The 16,412-nt window shown below is 45.4% G+C and carries 19 protein-coding genes; 14 read left to right on the forward strand and 5 right to left on the reverse strand.

What is annotated here, in order from left to right; translation table 11 throughout:
• Positions 1 to 23: 23 nt before the first annotated feature.
• The 3 genes from BCV39_RS05600 to BCV39_RS05610 all read right to left on the reverse strand — a co-directional run bounded on the left by BCV39_RS05600 (position 24) and on the right by BCV39_RS05610 (position 3,681).
• Positions 24 to 1,016 (reverse strand): hydrolase, encoded by a 993-nt coding sequence (locus BCV39_RS05600; protein WP_102433325.1) that lies wholly within the window; start codon positions 1,014 to 1,016, stop codon positions 24 to 26.
• Positions 1,017 to 1,291: 275 nt separating this feature from the next.
• Complete coding sequence (locus tag BCV39_RS05605; protein WP_048605369.1) at positions 1,292 to 1,762, reverse strand: TIGR02444 family protein; 471 nt, start codon at positions 1,760 to 1,762, stop codon at positions 1,292 to 1,294.
• The gene (locus BCV39_RS05610; protein WP_048659152.1) at positions 1,759 to 3,681 is read right to left on the reverse strand and encodes an ABC transporter ATP-binding protein; all 1,923 of its coding nucleotides are present in this window, start codon (positions 3,679 to 3,681) and stop codon (positions 1,759 to 1,761) included. Before BCV39_RS05610 ends, BCV39_RS05605 begins: the two co-directional genes overlap by 4 nt.
• A 174-nt stretch (positions 3,682 to 3,855) precedes the next feature.
• Between BCV39_RS05610 and kefG the strand changes: the two genes are divergently transcribed.
• The 5 genes from kefG to BCV39_RS05635 all read left to right on the forward strand — a co-directional run bounded on the left by kefG (position 3,856) and on the right by BCV39_RS05635 (position 8,450).
• Positions 3,856 to 4,440 carry a glutathione-regulated potassium-efflux system ancillary protein KefG gene (gene kefG, locus BCV39_RS05615; protein ID WP_048659151.1) on the forward strand — a complete coding sequence of 195 codons (585 nt, stop codon included), beginning with the start codon at positions 3,856 to 3,858 and terminating at the stop codon, positions 4,438 to 4,440.
• Positions 4,427 to 6,223, forward strand: coding sequence for a glutathione-regulated potassium-efflux system protein KefB (kefB, locus tag BCV39_RS05620; RefSeq protein ID WP_102433294.1), 1,797 nt, complete (start codon positions 4,427 to 4,429; stop codon positions 6,221 to 6,223). Before kefG ends, kefB begins: the two co-directional genes overlap by 14 nt.
• A 157-nt stretch (positions 6,224 to 6,380) precedes the next feature.
• Positions 6,381 to 6,581, forward strand: a complete 201-nt coding sequence (locus tag BCV39_RS05625; RefSeq protein WP_029235422.1) for a YheV family putative zinc ribbon protein — start codon at positions 6,381 to 6,383, stop codon at positions 6,579 to 6,581.
• A gap of 94 nt (positions 6,582 to 6,675) precedes the next feature.
• The gene (slyD, locus tag BCV39_RS05630; protein ID WP_102433293.1) at positions 6,676 to 7,266 is read left to right on the forward strand and encodes a peptidylprolyl isomerase; all 591 of its coding nucleotides are present in this window, start codon (positions 6,676 to 6,678) and stop codon (positions 7,264 to 7,266) included.
• A gap of 218 nt (positions 7,267 to 7,484) precedes the next feature.
• Positions 7,485 to 8,450 (forward strand): isoaspartyl peptidase/L-asparaginase, encoded by a 966-nt coding sequence (locus BCV39_RS05635; RefSeq protein WP_102433292.1) that lies wholly within the window; start codon positions 7,485 to 7,487, stop codon positions 8,448 to 8,450.
• A gap of 115 nt (positions 8,451 to 8,565) precedes the next feature.
• Here BCV39_RS05635 and BCV39_RS05640 read toward each other — a convergent pair whose 3' ends face one another.
• Positions 8,566 to 8,793 (reverse strand): SlyX family protein, encoded by a 228-nt coding sequence (locus BCV39_RS05640; protein ID WP_009848930.1) that lies wholly within the window; start codon positions 8,791 to 8,793, stop codon positions 8,566 to 8,568.
• 5 nt (positions 8,794 to 8,798) lie between these two features.
• Complete coding sequence (locus tag BCV39_RS05645) at positions 8,799 to 9,776, reverse strand: PQQ-binding-like beta-propeller repeat protein (protein WP_102433291.1); 978 nt, start codon at positions 9,774 to 9,776, stop codon at positions 8,799 to 8,801.
• A 131-nt stretch (positions 9,777 to 9,907) separates the two neighbouring features.
• Between BCV39_RS05645 and fkpA the strand changes: the two genes are divergently transcribed.
• The 9 genes from fkpA to BCV39_RS05690 all read left to right on the forward strand — a co-directional run.
• The gene (gene fkpA, locus BCV39_RS05650; protein ID WP_048659147.1) at positions 9,908 to 10,684 is read left to right on the forward strand and encodes an FKBP-type peptidyl-prolyl cis-trans isomerase; all 777 of its coding nucleotides are present in this window, start codon (positions 9,908 to 9,910) and stop codon (positions 10,682 to 10,684) included.
• Positions 10,685 to 10,889: 205 nt separating this feature from the next.
• Positions 10,890 to 11,615: a transcriptional regulator gene (locus BCV39_RS05655; protein WP_004729851.1), complete on the forward strand. Its 726-nt coding sequence runs from the start codon at positions 10,890 to 10,892 to the stop codon at positions 11,613 to 11,615.
• Positions 11,609 to 11,998 (forward strand): sulfurtransferase complex subunit TusD, encoded by a 390-nt coding sequence (tusD, locus tag BCV39_RS05660; protein WP_017063709.1) that lies wholly within the window; start codon positions 11,609 to 11,611, stop codon positions 11,996 to 11,998. Before BCV39_RS05655 ends, tusD begins: the two co-directional genes overlap by 7 nt.
• Positions 11,995 to 12,351 (forward strand): sulfurtransferase complex subunit TusC, encoded by a 357-nt coding sequence (gene tusC, locus BCV39_RS05665; protein ID WP_102433290.1) that lies wholly within the window; start codon positions 11,995 to 11,997, stop codon positions 12,349 to 12,351. The genes tusD and tusC overlap by 4 nt, the downstream gene beginning before the upstream one ends.
• Before the next feature lie 8 nt (positions 12,352 to 12,359).
• Entirely contained in the window at positions 12,360 to 12,635 is a 276-nt protein-coding gene (gene tusB, locus BCV39_RS05670) for a sulfurtransferase complex subunit TusB (protein ID WP_048659145.1), read from the forward strand.
• Positions 12,636 to 12,817: 182 nt separating this feature from the next.
• Positions 12,818 to 13,192, forward strand: a complete 375-nt coding sequence (gene rpsL / locus BCV39_RS05675) for a 30S ribosomal protein S12 (protein ID WP_004737194.1) — start codon at positions 12,818 to 12,820, stop codon at positions 13,190 to 13,192.
• Positions 13,193 to 13,298: 106 nt separating this feature from the next.
• On the forward strand, positions 13,299 to 13,769 hold the full coding sequence (gene rpsG / locus BCV39_RS05680; protein ID WP_010435163.1) for a 30S ribosomal protein S7: 471 nt from the start codon (positions 13,299 to 13,301) through the stop codon (positions 13,767 to 13,769).
• Positions 13,770 to 13,935: 166 nt separating this feature from the next.
• Positions 13,936 to 16,032, forward strand: a complete 2,097-nt coding sequence (fusA, locus tag BCV39_RS05685) for an elongation factor G (protein WP_017061101.1) — start codon at positions 13,936 to 13,938, stop codon at positions 16,030 to 16,032.
• A 147-nt stretch (positions 16,033 to 16,179) separates the two neighbouring features.
• Positions 16,180 to 16,412 (forward strand): GTP-binding protein (locus BCV39_RS05690; protein WP_240698606.1); only part of this gene is annotated, 233 nt, incomplete at its 3' end.

The raw sequence follows: 16,412 nt of genomic DNA on the forward strand, positions 1-16,412 counted from the left end.
TCAGCCCTTAAAAGGCTCGGCCATTATGCCGAATCTTGAATACTTTCATAGTAGGCGGGTAATGCTTCTTCTAACCAAAACCTTGGTTTGAGCGTGCTACCGGTAATGAACCCCACATGGCCGCCTTTTTGAAACAGACGATAATCGATATTGTCAGGTAGAACGAATTTTGGAATCACATCGTCAGTCATGAAAGGGTCATCTTTCGCATGAATGATCTGTGTGGGTAGCTTAATCCGATTCAACTTCGGCAAGGCAGAGCATTGAGCATAATAATCTTGTGCATTCTTGAAGCCGTGCAGAGGCGCAGTAATTCGCTCATCAAACTCATACAGCTTGTCGATCTTCTTGATGCTTTCCGCTGATATACCAATCTTCTCTTGCAGCAGCTTGTGTTTCTTCAATGCATTCGATTTCAAAGAATTGAGCAGGTACTTCTTATAGAGTTTGGAGAAGCCTTGTTCAATACGGCTTGAACAACAAGCAAGGTCAAAGGGGGCTGAAACAATCGTCGCCGCTGAGATTAACGGATCATCAGCATAGTCGGCGAGATAATTAGCCAACATGTTGCCGCCTAGCGATATGCCAACCGCAACCTTAGGGTTATTGGGAAACCTTGAGTGTAGATGCCTTAAAAAGAAGCGCGCATCTTCGACTTCTCCAGAGTGGTAAGCACGAGCTAAGCGATTTGGCTTTCCGCTGCAACCTCTGAAGTGCATCATCACGGACAACCAACCATCCTTAGCAAACGCATTCATCAGTCCGTTGGCGTAAGGGCTCTCAAAGCTACCTTCTAAACCATGGAATAGAACGAATATCGGCTTGTTACTTCGATCATCATTGCTTGGGTTGTCACAGTCTGGTGATTCGCTCCAAGCAAGATCAAGAAAGTCACCATCGGGAGTTTCTAAGGTTTGCCAGTGAGGATGAAACAGCGCCTGTTTTCTAATAAACCGTGGCACTAAGGTTTGTAAGTGCGGATTAGAGAGACCAGCGGCTGCGGTAAATATTGTCATAAAAACGATCCATGCTTCTTTGATGGGCTTTGATAACGTGTTGAGCTTGCAGTGAAACGCCCACGTTTTTATTTGAGCTTGGTTGATTCTCGGCATAAGCGCAAGGCTTTCACTTATACGAGACACAAAAACAGGCTATGGGTAACCAGTTGAATAATATCAATGTTAGGTGCGTTAAACACTTAATTGTGCGTATTAGTCAGTGCATGCAAATGAAGAGAGACAGGGAGCAGTTAAGCTTGGATCTTGATTGAAGAAAAAGGAAAGAGAATGAGCTAGGGCTGAGGTGCTGGTTCAGAAAAAGCGTCGTAGAGGTTTTCTGCTCCTAATAAACGACAGTACTGAAACGCGAGCGGTGATTGCTGGTTAGCGTAAAGCTGTAGGGAGTTTATACAGTCGACGAGATCGGACTGTTGTTGCTTTTCAAGCTGTAACTCAAACTGTAAGGCTTCACGGTATAGTGAGTCGACAACGTGTGCTTTGAGGTGTTTACGTAGCTCTCGATAACTATGAAGCAGGGTTTCAGAGCGGCTCAAGCATTGTTGTACTTTGTGCCACTCTTCTTCAGCAAAAGACAATTGCTGCTCATCAAGCCATTTGAGAAGCAACAGTAAATTGACGTTGCCGTGGAACTGGTTTTGCAAAGCTAGGCACGCATCCTTTACACCGCGCACACTGTAGTACTGAAGGCTAAATTGCCATAGTCGTTCCAGTGTTAGTGATATTGGGGCGTGCTCTGGGCTCATAAGCTATCCATATCCTGTTCCATCTGCTCAAGCTCTTCTTGAGTGGACATCCAATCCATTTCAACTTCTTCTAGCTGTGACTTACTGCTCGCTTGGAGAGCGAGTACTTTATTCAGTTTAGCCTTATTTTCAGCTTCATACAGTGAAGTGTCGGATAATTCTTGCTCGGCTTCTTCAAGAGCCTGAGTTAATTTATCCATCTGTTTTTCAAATTGAGTAAGCTTTTTACGCAGTGGTGCCGTCAGTTTACGGAACTCGGCTTCTTTACGTTTTTGCTCTTTTTTCGCTGCTGCACTGTTGGCACCGTCTTTTGCTGGTGCCAATGCTTGTGCTTCTTTGCGCTCAACTTTCTGCTGTTCGGTTAGCCACTTGTAGTAATCGCTTAAGTCACCATCAAACGGTGCTACTTGGCGGTCGTGTACAAGGTATAAATCATCGGTAGTTGCACGCAATAGGTAACGGTCGTGCGATACGATAACCATTGCGCCTTCAAACGTCTGCAGGGCAAAAGTCAGCGCTTGACGCATGTCGAGATCCAAGTGGTTGGTTGGTTCATCGAGTAGCAACAGGTTTGGTTTTTGCCATACCAGTAGCGCTAATACTAAACGTGCTTTTTCACCACCGGAGAAAGGTGCTACTTTATCGAGCGCTTTTTCACCTTGGAAACCGAAGCTACCTAGGTAATCACGCAGTTGTTGTTCGGTGTGTTTAGGCGCAATCTGCATCATGTGTTGCAGCGGGGTTTCTTCAGGGTGCAGCGTTTCCAATTGGTGCTGTGCAAAGTAACCAATCTTAACGCCTTGCGAATAGCTCAGTTCGCCGCCTTGTTGTTTCAGTTCGCCTGAAAGCAACTTAATCAGCGTGGATTTACCAGCACCATTTCGACCAAGCAAACCAATACGACTGCCCGGTACTAGGTTCAAGCGAATCTTTTCTAGAATTAGGTTGTCGTCGTAGCCCGCAGATACCTCATCCATCATCATGATTGGGTTTGGTAGTGCGTCTGGCTCTCTAAACTCAAAGCTGAATGGGTTATCAAACTGAGCAGGTAGTACTTGTTCCATTTTCTCTAGCGCTTTAATACGGCTTTGCGCTTGGCGAGCCTTTGACGCTTTGTAACGGAAACGGTCAATGTAGCTCTGCATGTGAGACATCTGTTTCTGCTGCTTTTGGTACATCGCTTGTTGCAGAATCAGTTTTTGCGCTCGTTGGGTTTCGAACGATGAGTAGTTACCCGTGTACTCATTGAGCTGTTGATTTTCAACATGCACGATGCGGTTGACGATAGGGTCTAAGAAGTCTCTATCGTGCGAGATAAGCACTAGCGTACCAGGGTAGCTTTGTAACCAACGCTCTAGCCACATTACTGCGTCTAAATCCAAGTGGTTGGTAGGTTCATCGAGTAGCAGTAGGTCACTGCGACATAGTAGGGCTTGCGCTAGGTTTAAACGCATACGCCAACCACCTGAGAATTGAGTCAGGTTCCACGCCATTTGTTCTTGGCTAAAGCCTAGGCCGTCTAACAGCTCGGCAGCGCGAGCCTTGATGCTGTAGCCACCAATGGTTTCAATCTTGCCGTGGATCTCTGCGACCAAGGTGCCGTTGTCGGCCTGTTCAGCTTTCTCTAGTTGATCTTCAAGGCCGCGGTATTCACGGTCACCATCAATCACGTATTCAATTGCTGTTCTTTCTAATGCTGGTGTTTCTTGAGCAACCCAAGCCATTTCCCAATGGGCAGGTTTGCTGAATGAGCCTGCATCAATAGACAGTTCGTCCTTAATTAAGGCGAATAGCGTAGATTTACCACAGCCGTTTTTACCAACCAAACCGATCTTGTCGCCAGGGTGAAAAGTCGCAGATGCTTGGTCGAGGAGTGGCTTACCGCCGCGTAGCAATTGAATATCAGAGAAAGTAATCATAATTGAAATAGCATAGAAATTAGAGGTGAACAGACGCCTGCATAGTAGGCTGAAACCAGATAAAAGTCGATCACAATGCAATTTGCGTTATGATGCCAATAACATATTAATAACTTTTGCTTAAATTCTTGTGGCCTTGCCACCGTTTAGCCTTCAAAGGAATGTTTCAAAGGAATGAGTAATACTCCCTCGACAGACAAACCCGTGCCAAAGGTGCTGGTCATCTATGCGCACCCTGAGCCGCAAACCTCTATCGCTAACCAGATCATGGTTAAAAAGATAGAGTCACTTGGGAATGTCAAAATCCACGATCTCTACGCCATCTATCCGGACTTCTTTATTGATGTGCCTTCCGAGCATGAGTTGCTGCTTGAATATGATGTGATTGTGTTCCAACACCCTTTGTTTATGTATTCATGTCCTTCGTTGTTGAAAGAGTGGTTTGATCGCGTGTTAGGTAAGGGTTTTGCCTTTGGTGAGCAAAGCGCACTTAAGGGCAAACACTGGCGTAGCGTTATCACAACCGGTGGTAAAGAAGAGGCGTTTGGTGCCGCAGGCTATAATAAATATCCATTACAAGAGATTTTGCAACCATTCGAGCTTACCGCTGCTTTGTGTCAGATGAATTGGATATCCCCTTTGGTTTTACACTGGGCACGAAATGTTACCGATATGACGCGTTACCAACACGCAGAAGCGTATCGAAATTGGTTGCGAGACCCGCTACAAGATATAGGAGCAGATGATGGCTCTGACTAATGATTTTCTACAAAGTAGCGTTATATTTTTAGCGGCTGCTGTGGTTGCGGTTCCTATCGCGCAGCGAGCTGGCTTGGGTTCAGTACTCGGTTACTTGTTAGCTGGTGTCGCGATTGGCCCTTGGGGACTTGGCTTAATCAGTGACGTAGAGGCGATTCTGCACTTCTCCGAATTCGGGGTAGTACTGCTGCTCTTCCTGATTGGCTTAGAGCTTAACCCCAAAAAATTGTGGCAGATGCGAGCCCCCATTCTCGGGCTGGGTGGCGCGCAAGTGCTGATCACCACCCTGATTATTACCGCCATCGCCTGTATGTTCGGTTTAACGTGGCAAACTAGCCTAGTGATAGGTATGGGCTTAGCTTTGTCTTCGACCGCAATCGCGTTGCGGGTTATTGAAGAGCGTGAACTCGGTGGTAAAGAAGCGGGGCAGTCTGGCTTTGCAGTGTTACTTTTCCAAGATATTGCAGTAATCCCTATGCTAGCAATGCTACCTTTGCTAGCAGGTAATACAGGCGGCAGCTGGGCGGACATGCTTTGGATGCTGGGTGGTGTGATTGGTCTGCTGGTCGGTGGCCACTTCTTATTGAGGCCTTTGTTCCGCTACGTCGTTATGAGTGGTGTGCGTGAGCTATTTACTGTTGCAGCGCTGTTACTTGTGATTGGTATTGCCGTCATCATGCAACAGATTGGCTTGTCGATGGCATTGGGTACTTTCCTAGCGGGCGTACTTCTGGCTGAAAGTGAATATCGACATGAGCTTGAAATTGCGATTGACCCATTCAAAGGGTTGTTGCTTGGTCTGTTCTTCATCTCTGTGGGTATGGCGGTGAATTTAGGCTTACTTGCTGAAAGCCCATTCGCGATACTGATTGCTGTATTAGCTCTCGTGGTTTTGAAAGGCTTAGTGCTGTATGGGCTAGCTCGTGTTTTCGGTACTCAAGCCAAAGCCCGTAGTCGCATGGCGATGATTCTCAGCCAAGGTGGTGAGTTCGCTTTCGTTATTTTTACCGCGGCGAGTGCTCAAGGTATCTTAAGTGGTGAACAAGTGTCGTTCTTACTGGTGGTTGTGAGTTTGTCGATGGTGACCACGCCATTGATGCTCAAGCTGCAAGACCGATTCTTTGCTCGTCAACTTAACCAAATCAGCGAAAACGCAATGTCTTCGGATGTTGTCGATCGCAGTCCTCGAGTGATCATTGCAGGCTTTGGTCGTTTTGGTCAGATCATTGGTCGTTTGATGTATGCCAATAAGATTCGTATTACCGTTCTTGAGAGTGATGCCAGCCAAATCCATATCCTTAGAAAGTTTGGCTACAAAGTATTTTACGGAGACTCGACTCACCTCGAGCTGTTACGCGCAGCTGGTGCTGACAAAGCAGAGGCGATTGTGCTGTGTACTGACTCTCCCGATGAAATCATGAAAACCGTCGATTTATGTAAGCAGCACTTCCCGCGCTTAAAGATCTTAGCTCGTGCACGAAGCCGTGTTGAAGCATATCAATTACTTAACCACGGTGTGAGTAACTACTCTCGTGAAACCTTCCTTGGTGCACTGGATTTAGGTCGTCAAACATTGACTGAACTTGGTATGCATCCATATAAAGCGAAGCGAGCAGAAGCACACTTTAGAAAGTTGGATAATGGTATGCTCAAAGAGTTACTGCCTCAGCATAACGAAGATGCCGAGTTGGCCCAAAGAGCGAAAGAGGCTCGTAAAGAGCTTGAAGAGATTTTTGGACACGAGATGGAAAACGATCACCAGTCTCGAAACTATTGGCAGTAGACTGAATTGATAACTAATAGCTTGAGTTTAGAGATATAGCTTGAGCTAAGAAATAACAGTCTAGATAACTAATCTAATAATAAACGTGGTCTCTGCTTTTTCTTAAATAGATCTAGAGTGGAAGAACTACGAATCCAGAGTAGTAAAGGATAAGAACGTGAAACAGAAAAAACGCTTTATCGCAGGAGCAAGCTGCCCAAGTTGTAATACTCAAGACACACTCCGTTGGTGGATTGAAAATAATATCGAGCTGGTGGAATGTGTCGATTGTGACTTCACAGAACAGCGTAAACCGAAAACTGTAGAGAAATCTGAACACGCGAATCAAGAAATGATCGGTATTTTTAAGCCTGAATGATTGAGTTTCGTTAATTGATCCCCATAATATCCGGGTACAGAATTTTTCCTAAGCTCAACTGTTCGAGCTTAGTCCAAACCTCCTTGGAGCTCTCATGAAAATTGAAAAGAACGTAGTAGTTAGTGTTGCATATCAAGTGAAACTTGAAGATGGCGTAGTAGTTGACCAATCAACTGCAGAAGCTCCACTAGATTACCTTCACGGTCACAACAACCTAATTACAGGTCTTGAAAAAGAGCTTGAAGGCAAAGTAGCTGGCGACAAGTTCTCTGCAACGGTTACTCCAGAAGACGCATACGGCGAGCACAACGACGCACTAGTTCAACGTGTTCCTGCTGACGTATTCCAAGGTGTTGAGCAAATCGAAGTTGGCATGCGTTTCCTAGCGGATACTGACCAAGGTCCAATCCCAGTAGAAGTTACTGAAGTAGATGGCGACGAAGTTGTTGTTGATGGTAACCACATGCTAGCTGGCCAAACTCTAACGTTTGACGTTGAAGTTGTAGCGGTTCGTGAAGCGACTGAAGAAGAAGTTCAACACGGTCACGTACACCAAGAAGGCGGCTGTGGCGGTCACGACCACGATCATGACCACGAAGGCGGTTGCTGTGGTGGCGAAGGCCATGACCACGGTGAAGAGAAAAAAGACGGCTGCTGCGGCGGCGGTAGCTGTGGTTCTCAATAATACCGAATTAACGGTTTAGTTTAAGAATCTTGAAAGCCTCCCTTGTGGAGGCTTTTTGTGTTTAGGATTCTAGCTTTTTGATCTCGCTTTTATCCACCAAACCAAGTGTCCGAAAGTCTAAGCATTCGCAAAAAGTTTGGTTTTCGCTATCAGACATCGAACCATGGATGTGGTATTGATAGCACAATATTATAAGACGACGTCAGTGGAGAGTTTGTATGTCACAGCCTTTTTCAATTGCCATTCATGGTGGTGCAGGAACCATCTTGCGAGAGCAAATGAGCGATGAATTAAAAGCGGGTATTACCGAGGCTTTGGAAAAATCGGTTTTGGCTGGTTATAAAATATTGCAATCGGGTGGTGATGCTCTGGATGCGGTAGTCGCATCGGTTAAGGTGATGGAAGACAGTCCCCACTTTAATGCCGGCAAAGGCTCGGTTCTAACGCATGATGAATTTGTTGAAATGGACGCTTCTGTGATGCATGGCCGCGAAATGGATGCGGGGGCAATTGCAGGCGTTCGTCATATCAAAAACCCGATTGAACTTGCGCGTGATGTGATGCTGAAAAGCGACCATGTACTATTGATTGGTGAAGGCGCCGAGAAGTTTGCGTTTGAGCATGAATATACGTTTACTGAGCAAGACTACTTCTTTACTGAACGCCGTTATGACCAGCTTCAGTCGATGAAAGAGAAAGGCATTTTTGCTTTGTCTGAAGCGAAATATGATGAACAGCAAGCTGAGAAATACCCTGACGACAAAAAGTACGGCACGGTCGGTGCAGTCGCATTAGACCAAGCGGGCAACTTAGCGGCAGCCACCAGTACCGGTGGCGTGACCAATAAGAAATACGGTCGTGTCGGGGATTCTCCGATTATTGGTGCAGGAACCATGGCTGAAAATGGCAACGTTGCTGTCTCAACAACCGGGATGGGCGAGTTCTTCTTAAGAAAGATGGTTGCGAGTGATGTGGCGGCACGAATGCGTTATCTCAAAGAAGATGTGCATACCGCTTGTGAACACATTATCCAAGGTGAACTGAAAACCATGGGCGGGGAAGGTGGCTTGATCGCTATCGATGACCAAGGCGATATTCATTTTGGTATGAACAGCTCTGGGATGTATCGTGCAAGCGTTGATACTCAAGGCCGTGTAGAAGTGAAGATTTATGCTGATGAGTAATCTCATACAGGCGTAAATTAAATTACCAAGTACATAAACAAAGGGCGACAGATATTTTCTGCCGCCCTTTGTTTTTCAATTATGGCAAATGAGCAGTAGCCCATTTGAATTGAACTTAATAGTGTGGAGGTGGCGTCTCTTCTGATGCGTCTGCTAGGTTAGAGCCATCCATATTTTTCACTTTGCCAACCACGAACTTCATCTGATCTTGCATTCTCGTGATCAACATTTGCTGTTGGCTAAGCGCTTCATTGAGTTCTTCAATGGTCTGTTCTTGGAAAGCTAGCTGACACTCTAGGTCATTAACGCGGCTTTCTAGTTGTTCAACTCGCTTTTCTGTCATCGTTCTTAATCCACATTCCAAGCTTGGGCAATGCCCGCAGAGGTGCCCGATATCACACGGTTCTTATCATCAAAGGCTGCATCATACACTACCGCACGAGGAGGGCGAGCATCTTTTAGTGGCTCAGCATCGTGGCGAGAAATTCGTTTGCCATCCTGAGTATTCCACACACTCACTTGGCTAGATGGTGTGCCTGTCACCAACATACTGCCGTCATCAGAAAAACGAGCACTCGAGAAAATCAACTGTCGAGACCAGCTTTGCAGTTGTGCTTGAGGTTCGCCCGTTTCAAGATCCCAAATCATTGCTTGGTTGCCGCCATCAGAGGTAAAAGCCAGCTCACCATCGCGTTGTAGCGCGACTCGTACTACTCTTTGTTCATGCTCAAAGGAGCGCAATACCAAGCCCGACTCAGTATCCCAAAGGTAGGCTTTGTAGTCGTTGCCACCGGATAAGGCGTAGCGACCATTGGATGAAAGGGACACGGAATTCACTTTTTCTCGGTGAGCGAGGAACTCCAGACGGCGTCCGGTGACTAAGTCCACATAGATGGCTTTGCCATTAGAAAGGCCAAGCAGTACTTTTTCACCATTGCTAGAGATATCGACATCGCGAATCAAGCCGTCTGAGATAGACCATAGCCCTTGTGCTTGAGTCCAAGATAAGTCCCAAACGGCGAAGTTCATTTGGCTCGCGGTAATGGCAAAACGGCCATTGTCCGAGATACGGATACGTGATACTTGGTTTTCTAACTGATCTTGTGGGCCAAGCTGAGCCAACTCTTGGTTTTGGGCGAGATCCCAAAGCAGTAGTTGTTTTTGCTGAGAGTAGAGCAGGGCGAAGCGTCCATCTCTGCTGAGTGCAAAGCTGGTGGCACCGTTGGGTTCAATTTCCCAACGTTGCTCATCACCTTGGAAGAAAAAACATCCATTTAACAAGGTGATGACAATTGCACATAGCAATGAATGGAAAAATATTTGCATCACGTCTAATAATCCGGTTTTTGTCGAAAGACATATGACTAGTATATTGTTATAACTAACGTATTCACACCAATCTAATCATTAGATTTGTGCACAATAACCAATGGCTTGGCCATTAATTGGAGAATTCAATGAAATCAGTTTTAAAAGTATCACTGCTTGCCGCAACGGTTATGCTAGCAGTTGGTTGTCAGAAAGAAGAACCAAAGGCAGAAGCTCCACAGGTAGAAGAAGTTAAAGTTGAAGCAGTAAACTTTAAAACAGAAGATGACAAAGCGGCTTACGCAATCGGTGTATCTTTCGCTAACTACCTAAGCACAAGCATTGATAAGCCAAGCGAGCTAGGTATCAACCTAGACAAAGATATGGTTCTTCAAGGTATCGAAGACGTATTTGCAGAGAAAACAGCACTTAACGAAGAAGAAACTCGCGCAGCTCTTGAAGCTCTAGACAAGCGTGTTGCTGAAACGATGCAAGCACAAGCGGCAGAAAAATCTGCAGAAGTGAAGAAAGCTGGTGATGACTTCCGTGCTGAGTTCGCTAAAACTGAAGGCGTTAAGCAAACTGAATCTGGCCTACTTTACCAAGTAATGACACAAGGTGAAGGCGCTTCTCCAAAAGACACCGATACAGTTCAAGTACACTACAAAGGTACACTAACTGATGGTACTCAGTTCGATAGCTCTTACGATCGTGGCGAACCAGCAACATTCCCACTAAACCGCGTAATCCCAGGCTGGACTGAAGGCGTACAGCTGATGCAAGTCGGTTCTAAGTACAAGTTCGTTATCCCGCCAGAGTTAGCATACGGTGAGCAAGACACACCGACTATCCCAGCTAACTCAACGCTAGTATTCGAAGTAGAGCTACTAAACATCGATAACGCTGAAGCAGCTCCTGCACAGTAATATCGGTCAAAAGCCTCGTACTAAAATACGTTGATTGAATAAAAAGCCTAACTTTGAGTTAGGCTTTTTTTATGATTTGAAGATGAGTATTTGATTTTTAAACTTGTTCTAAATCACTAGTTGCAATGTTAGCTAGGTGTGCAATTAAAATTTTCTGATAAACTTACATAAATTTGTTGATTTTTCACACGAAGGTAAGGAATAAGTGACTACTACAGAAACAGTCAATGCAGATGTGTTACTTGAAATGGAATCAGTCCACGTTATGCCATTCAGTGAACACGATAAAATCATTCTAAGATCTTATGAGGCCGTTGTTGACGGTATTGCGAGCCTTATTGGTCCGTTTTGTGAAATCGTTTTGCACTCTTTAGAAGACCTCAATACTTCTGCGATTAAAATTGCCAACGGCGAAAATACAGGTCGTCAGGTTGGCTCGCCGATCACCGATCTTGCATTGAAGATGCTAAAAGATATTGAAGGTTCTAAGCGTAACTTCTCACGTTCATATTTCACTCGCGCTAAAGGTGGAGTGTTGATGAAGTCGATCACGGTTGCTATCCGCAACGGTGAAGACCGAGTGATTGGCCTACTGTGTATTAACGTGAACCTAGACGCGCCATTCTCACAAGTACTGCAATCGTTCATGCCTACGCAAGACGCAGACGAAGCCGCATCATCGGTTAACTTCGCTAGTGACGTTGAAGAACTTGTCGACCAAACGGTTGAACGCACCATAGAAGAAATTAACGCTGACAAATCGGTATCGAATAATACTAAGAACCGTCAGATCGTGATGGAGTTGTACGATAAAGGTATTTTCGACATCAAAGACGCGATTAACCGCGTTGCTGAGCGACTGAACATCTCTAAGCACACCGTGTACCTATACATCCGCCAACGTAAAACAGAGGATGAAGAGGGTTGCTAAGCTATACACTCCTAGTTAATGGGCCGGTGTATGGCTCACAGTCAGCAAGAAGTGCCTACCAGTTTGCCGTGGCTCTGATTAAACAGGGCCACAAACTTCACAGTGTGTTCTTCTATCAAGATGGCGTCAGTAACGGCTCAGACCTTACCGTACCGGCTAACGATGAATTTGACTTAGCTTCAGCTTGGCAAAAGCTGGCTGATGAGCACGATGTTAGCCTTGAAACCTGTGTGGCTGCTGCGCTAAGACGCGGAGTGATTAGCTCTGAAGAAGCAGAGCAACATCAACTAAGTGCCTCTAACCTAGCAACTGGATTTACTCAGGCCGGATTAGGGAGCTTATCGGAAGCACTACTAACGCAAGATAGGGTGGTGCAGTTTTGAGAAAGTTAGCCTTTATATTTAACAGTTACCCTCATACGACCGCTGCGGGTAGAGAAGGGTTAGACGCCCTGCTTGCTGCGTCCGCATACAGTGAAGACATTGCCGTGTTCTTTGTTGGTGATGGGGTGACTCAGCTTCTTAAAGCGCAGCAGCCCGACGAAACACTATCGCGTGACTACATCTCTGCATTCAAACTTATGGACCTTTACGACATCGAACAGGTGTATGTGTGTCAGCATAGTCTGAGTCAGTTTGGTCTTTCAGCAGACAACCTGTTGATCGATGTGACCACCGTTGAAGCCGACGAGTTAACGCAGAAGTTATCTCAGTGCCAACAGATACTGACTTTCTAAGGGACGCTATGCTTCATATCGTAAAATCAGTCGACAAACTTAAACTCGCATTGACCTACTCTCAGCCACAGGATCAGTTCCTTTTGGTGGAAGATGCGGTGTATGTTTGCCTTCCAAATCATGAGTTATTCACTCAAATCTGCGCAGTAGAGCAGGTGTCGGTGTTAAAACCAGATCTCGATAGCCGAGGTTTACAACTACTTGTCTCAAGTACCATTGATCAAGTTGACTTCGATGGCTTCGTTAAACTGACGGTTTTGAAAGACAAATCAGTGACTTGGTAAGCGTGTTTTATCAGTTTGGTTAAAATTAGACCATCCTGAGCTCTAGACGGCTAAAAAAGATCTGTATATTTCTTGACACACCTCCCACTGCTGAATAGAATTTTGCGTCCCTAATTACGACTTGTGATTAGGGATAGATTTTTCACAAAGCTTACTTTCAAGTAAATTTCAGGAGCTAGTTAATGGCAACTATTAACCAGTTGGTTCGCAAGCCTCGTGTAAAGCAAGTTGTTAAAAGCAACGTGCCTGCACTAGAAGCGTGCCCACAAAAACGTGGTGTATGTACTCGTGTTTACACTACTACACCTAAAAAACCTAACTCGGCACTACGTAAAGTATGTCGTGTACGTCTAACCAACGGTTTCGAAGTAACTTCGTACATCGGTGGTGAAGGTCACAACCTTCAAGAGCACAGTGTTGTACTAATCCGTGGCGGTCGTGTAAAAGACCTTCCGGGTGTTCGTTACCACACTGTTCGCGGCGCGCTAGACTGTGCTGGCGTTAACGACCGTAAACAAGGTCGTTCTAAGTACGGTGTGAAACGTCCTAAGTCTTAATGCATTTTCTTTTTTAAAAGAAAGCGTTAAGTAAGGCCAAACACTATTTTATTTATTATTCTGAAAAGTTTTGGAAAAAACCTGAAGAAGACAACGGAGAATATCCATGCCACGTCGTCGCGTAATAGGTCAGCGTAAGATCCTTCCAGATCCTAAGTTCAAATCTGAATTGCTGGCAAAATTCGTTAACATCCTTATGGTTGACGGAAAGAAATCTACTGCAGAGAAAATCGTTTACACTGCACTAGATTCAATGGCTGAGAAGTCTGGTAAAGACCACTTAGCTGTATTTGAAGAAGCTCTTGAAAATGTTCGCCCAGCGGTAGAAGTTAAATCTCGCCGTGTAGGTGGTTCAACTTACCAAGTACCTGTAGAAGTTCGTCCGGTTCGCCGTAACGCTCTTGCTATGCGTTGGGTAGTTGAAGCTGCGCGTAAGCGTGGTGAAAAATCTATGGCTCAACGCCTAGCTGCTGAAATGCTAGACGCGTCTGAGAACAAAGGTACTGCGGTTAAGAAACGTGAAGACGTTCACCGCATGGCTGACGCAAACAAAGCGTTCGCACATTACCGTTGGTAATACCTTTTTAGTGCTGCAAGGTTCCTTGCAGCACTTCTTTAGTTCCTATGCTTATGCTAGGAACTATTGCTATTTCTAGGGCAAGCAATTTTTAGCGAAGCATCGCTTTTAACGCATAATCTAGGCATAGCAATAGTCCCTAAGTCTCTAATAAGAGGATTCAACCGTGGCTCGTAAAACTCCTATAGAGCAATACCGTAATATCGGTATCGTTGCTCACGTAGATGCAGGTAAAACAACCACAAGTGAACGTATTCTGTTCTATACCGGTCTTTCTCATAAAATCGGCGAAGTTCACGATGGTGCAGCAACCATGGACTGGATGGAGCAAGAGCAAGAGCGCGGTATTACGATCACTTCAGCAGCAACCACTACGTTTTGGCGTGGTATGGAAGCTCAGTTCTCGGACCACCGTATCAACATCATCGACACTCCTGGACACGTTGACTTCACAATCGAAGTAGAACGTTCTTTGCGTGTACTTGATGGTGCAGTTGTTGTGTTCTGTGGCTCATCTGGTGTTGAACCTCAGTCAGAGACAGTATGGCGTCAAGCTGATAAGTACCAAGTTCCACGTATGGTTTTCGTTAATAAAATGGACCGTACCGGCGCAGACTTCTTGCGCGTAGTTGAACAGATCAAGGACCGCCTAGGCGCAACTCCTGTTCCAATTCAACTGAACATTGGTGCTGAAGAAAACTTCCAAGGCGTTGTCGATCTTATCAAGATGAAGGCAATTAACTGGAACGAAGCTGACCAAGGCATGACTTTTACGTACGAAGATATCCCTGCAGACATGCAAGAAATGGCTGAAGAATATCGTACAGAACTTGTTGAAGCTGCTGCAGAAGCAAATGAAGAGCTGATGGATAAGTACCTTGAAGAAGGTGAACTAACAGAAGCTGAAATCAAACAAGGTCTTCGTACTCGTACCCTTAATAATGAAATCGTACTTGCTACTTGTGGTAGTGCATTCAAAAACAAAGGTGTACAAGCTGTTCTAGATGCAGTTGTTGATTTCCTTCCTTCTCCAGTCGATGTACCTGCAATTAAGGGTATCGATGAAGACGAGAACGAAGCAGAGCGTCACGCAGACGACAAAGAACCGTTCTCAGCGCTAGCATTCAAGATTGCAACAGACCCATTCGTTGGTACTTTAACTTTCATCCGTGTTTACTCTGGTGTTGTTGAAAGCGGTAAAACAGCTTACAACTCTGTGAAGAAACAACGTGAACGCTTAGGTCGCATTGTTCAAATGCACTCAAACAAGCGTGAAGAAGTAAAAGAAGTACGAGCAGGTGACATCGCAGCCATCATTGGCCTGAAAGATGTGACTACTGGTGAAACCCTTTGTGACCAGAACCATAAGATTGTTCTTGAGCGCATGGAGTTCCCAGACCCAGTTATTCAGATCGTTGTAGAGCCAAGCTCTCAAGCTGATCAAGATAAAATGACTATCGCTCTAGGTAAACTAGCAGCGGAAGACCCATCGTTCCGCGTTGATATGGATGCGGAAACTGGTCAGACTCTAATTTCTGGTATGGGTGAACTACACTTAGATATCATCGTTGACCGTATGAAGCGTGAATTTAGCGTGAACTGCAACGTTGGTAACCCGCAAGTGGCTTACCGTGAGACTATTCGTGGTACAGCGAAAGCGGAAGGTAAATTTATCCGTGAACATGGTGGTAAAGGTCAGTACGGTCACGTATGGCTGAAACTGGAACCATCAGAAGCTGGCGAAGGCTTTGTCTTTGTGGATGAAATTGCCAATGGTATCGTACCGAAAGAGTTTATTGCTTCAGTCGCTAAAGGCGTTGAAGAGCAGATGAACAATGGTGTGCTTGCTGGCTATCCAGTTTTGGATATCAAAGCTACACTATATGATGGTTCTTACCATGAAACAGATTCAAGTGAGATGGCGTTTACAATCGCTGCCTCTATGGCTTTCAGAACGGGTGCACTTGAAGCGCAACCAGTTTTGCTTGAGCCTATGATGAAAGTTGAAGTAACTACTCCAGAAGACTGGATGGGTGACGTTGTTGGCGATATTAACCGTCGTCGCGGCATCATCGAAGGTATGGACGAGGGGACAGCTGGCCTGAAGATAATTCGTGCACAAGTTCCGTTGTCTGTCATGTTCGGTTACGCAACTGATTTACGTTCTGCGACACAAGGTCGTGCTTCTTACTCTATGGAGTTTAGTGAGTACGCTGAAGTGCCTAACAATGTTGCAAAAGCAATCATTGCAGAGCGTGGTTAAACAAAAGGAAGGCATTTTTTTTCATTTTTTGAAAGAACAATGCGTCCAAATATTGCGCTAACGAGAGTTGGCGCATAAAATAGCAATTTCTGGCGCGTCTCGCTCAATAATGAACGTGGCGAATCATAACTAGGAAGGAACACGATTGTGTCTAAAGAAAAATTTGAACGTACGAAACCGCACGTAAACGTTGGTACTATCGGCCACGTTGACCACGGTAAAACAACTCTAACTGCTGCTATCTGTACTACTCTTGCAAAAGTATACGGCGGTGTTGCTAAAGATTTCGCATCTATCGATAACGCTCCAGAAGAGCGTGAGCGCGGTATCACAATCGCAACTTCTCACGTTGAGTACGACACTCCAGCACGTCACTACGC

The organism is Vibrio sp. 10N.286.55.E10 (assembly GCF_002872555.1).
GTDB lineage: Bacteria > Pseudomonadota > Gammaproteobacteria > Enterobacterales > Vibrionaceae > Vibrio > Vibrio crassostreae.

Excerpts from the sequence above, each read along its gene's own strand:
- kefG (WP_048659151.1), top strand. The coding sequence starts at position 3,856 with ATGAGTAATACTCCCTCGACAGACAAACCCGTGCCAAAGGTGCTGGTC.
- fkpA (WP_048659147.1), top strand. The coding sequence starts at position 9,908 with ATGAAATCAGTTTTAAAAGTATCACTGCTTGCCGCAACGGTTATGCTA.
- BCV39_RS05645 (WP_102433291.1), bottom strand. The coding sequence starts at position 9,776 with ATGCAAATATTTTTCCATTCATTGCTATGTGCAATTGTCATCACCTTG.
- rpsG (WP_010435163.1), top strand. The coding sequence starts at position 13,299 with ATGCCACGTCGTCGCGTAATAGGTCAGCGTAAGATCCTTCCAGATCCT.
- slyD (WP_102433293.1), top strand. The coding sequence starts at position 6,676 with ATGAAAATTGAAAAGAACGTAGTAGTTAGTGTTGCATATCAAGTGAAA.
- BCV39_RS05600 (WP_102433325.1), bottom strand. The coding sequence starts at position 1,016 with ATGACAATATTTACCGCAGCCGCTGGTCTCTCTAATCCGCACTTACAA.
- rpsL (WP_004737194.1), top strand. The coding sequence starts at position 12,818 with ATGGCAACTATTAACCAGTTGGTTCGCAAGCCTCGTGTAAAGCAAGTT.
- BCV39_RS05610 (WP_048659152.1), bottom strand. The coding sequence starts at position 3,681 with ATGATTACTTTCTCTGATATTCAATTGCTACGCGGCGGTAAGCCACTC.
- BCV39_RS05640 (WP_009848930.1), bottom strand. The coding sequence starts at position 8,793 with ATGACAGAAAAGCGAGTTGAACAACTAGAAAGCCGCGTTAATGACCTA.
- BCV39_RS05605 (WP_048605369.1), bottom strand. The coding sequence starts at position 1,762 with ATGAGCCCAGAGCACGCCCCAATATCACTAACACTGGAACGACTATGG.
- BCV39_RS05635 (WP_102433292.1), top strand. The coding sequence starts at position 7,485 with ATGTCACAGCCTTTTTCAATTGCCATTCATGGTGGTGCAGGAACCATC.
- tusB (WP_048659145.1), top strand. The coding sequence starts at position 12,360 with ATGCTTCATATCGTAAAATCAGTCGACAAACTTAAACTCGCATTGACC.
- kefB (WP_102433294.1), top strand. The coding sequence starts at position 4,427 with ATGGCTCTGACTAATGATTTTCTACAAAGTAGCGTTATATTTTTAGCG.